The 1,474-nt window shown below is 30.7% G+C and carries 3 protein-coding genes; all 3 read left to right on the top strand.

Annotation, left to right across the window (positions count from 1 at the left end; all coding sequences use genetic code 11):
• The first annotated feature begins 335 nt into the window (after nt 1–335).
• The gene (locus Q384_RS10980) at nt 336–515 is read left to right on the top strand and encodes a hypothetical protein (protein ID WP_037588124.1); all 180 of its coding nucleotides are present in this window, start codon (nt 336–338) and stop codon (nt 513–515) included.
• Nucleotides 516–685: 170 nt separating this feature from the next.
• Complete coding sequence (locus Q384_RS10975; RefSeq protein WP_037588123.1) at nt 686–1,045, top strand: hypothetical protein; 360 nt, start codon at nt 686–688, stop codon at nt 1,043–1,045.
• 49 nt (nt 1,046–1,094) lie between these two features.
• Nucleotides 1,095–1,474, top strand: a 380-nt coding sequence (locus Q384_RS10970; RefSeq protein WP_037588122.1) for a hypothetical protein, incomplete at its 3' end; no start/stop codon positions are given.

Raw genomic sequence — 1,474 nt, 5'->3', positions numbered from 1 at the left:
GATGATATAGAGAAAATGAGATATATTGCACAAGCCAACATGAGATTTCCATTTTTTATTTTATTTATTTCATTTATTTTAATAAAACTAAGAGATTTTATTTTTTATAAATTTTATCAAATATAAAGAAGATTATTTAGATATAGAAAAAAAAATATTAAAAATGGATGAAGTAGTATTTTTAAGAGTTATAAATTATATCGTTGATATTTTCTCTGGATTTTTAATAGCTTGTTTTATATGGATGATAGCTTTTGTTGGCTTTGGTGCAAGATTGTTTAATTAAAATAGATGTAGTTTTGATCATTTTTTATTTAATTTAGGAGAATTAAGTTATGAGTAAAATTATCAATTGGGGCGGCAACGTTGCTGATGTTGTTGGTCTTGTTCAAAATGTTCAACAAGTGGAACAATACGCTCGTAACGGTGGCACGAAGCTGGATGGGTTAAATACATTTGTTTCCACGGTGTCAATTGTGTCAACAGGATCATTATGGTTGGCAATTAGTAATTAATTAGGCTGCCTGAAAATATTTATAACAGTATTTTTAGGCAGCTTTATTATAACATAAGCAATTATTGCGAATTTAAATAACTAAAAAATCCTGAAAAAGAGCAAAAAATAATTTGTGATTATTTAGATGAAAAACAGATAATTGAAGTATTCAGCAGAAAAGGAATTTTTATGAAAATAGATCATGGTGTAGTACGTGTAATGCTATTTTTTCCGTGTATTATCTTTTATTCTGCGGTAGTAGTTTATTCTTTAAAGGATATTGATCGAAATAACATGGAGGCTATGCGTGAATTTATGGGATTACATATTAAGGTATGCCTTACTATTGGCGGATTTGGTATTATGATCGGAAAAATAAGAAATTGGTTATATGATAAAATAAAACCAAACAAACCAGATGATTGGCATATGGATGATAATAATTTTTTAAAAATAATGAGTTATGTTTCCATTATCTGTGCTTGGTTTTTATGTGCTGGTTTTATTTGGATATTTACCTTTTTGGGCATGGGTTCAAAAATTCGATAATTAAGTTTCAATAATTATTTAAGCTAATTTTTTGTTTTAGGAGTTTTATATGTCTTTTGCAAATGCAACTACTGGTAAGTTAAAAGATGCTTTGTCTTTATATAATGATGCCAAGCAAATTAATAACTATGTTAAAAATGGTGGTACAAATTTAGATGGTTTAAATACAGTAGTTGCTGCTTTATCTATGGCAGCAACCGCTTCATCAGTATTAGCAAGCGTTATTAATGGCAAGGGAGTAACTCCTGAGGGTATGTTTCTTGTTGCTACGGCTTACGAACTCAATGGCGCAGTCGCTTCTGCTTCTTCAACTTTGGCATATGCCAATATCAAAGAAGGCAATTATGCCGATGCGGCAAGTAATTTGTTAGCCGGAGCCAGTGCGTTGGCGGGTATGGTAGAAATAGCACAAGCATCAAAGCCCGGCGT

Source organism: Stenoxybacter acetivorans DSM 19021, from assembly GCF_000745895.1.
Lineage (GTDB): Bacteria > Pseudomonadota > Gammaproteobacteria > Burkholderiales > Neisseriaceae > Stenoxybacter > Stenoxybacter acetivorans.
This window is presented reverse-complemented; position numbering and strand designations above follow the sequence as displayed.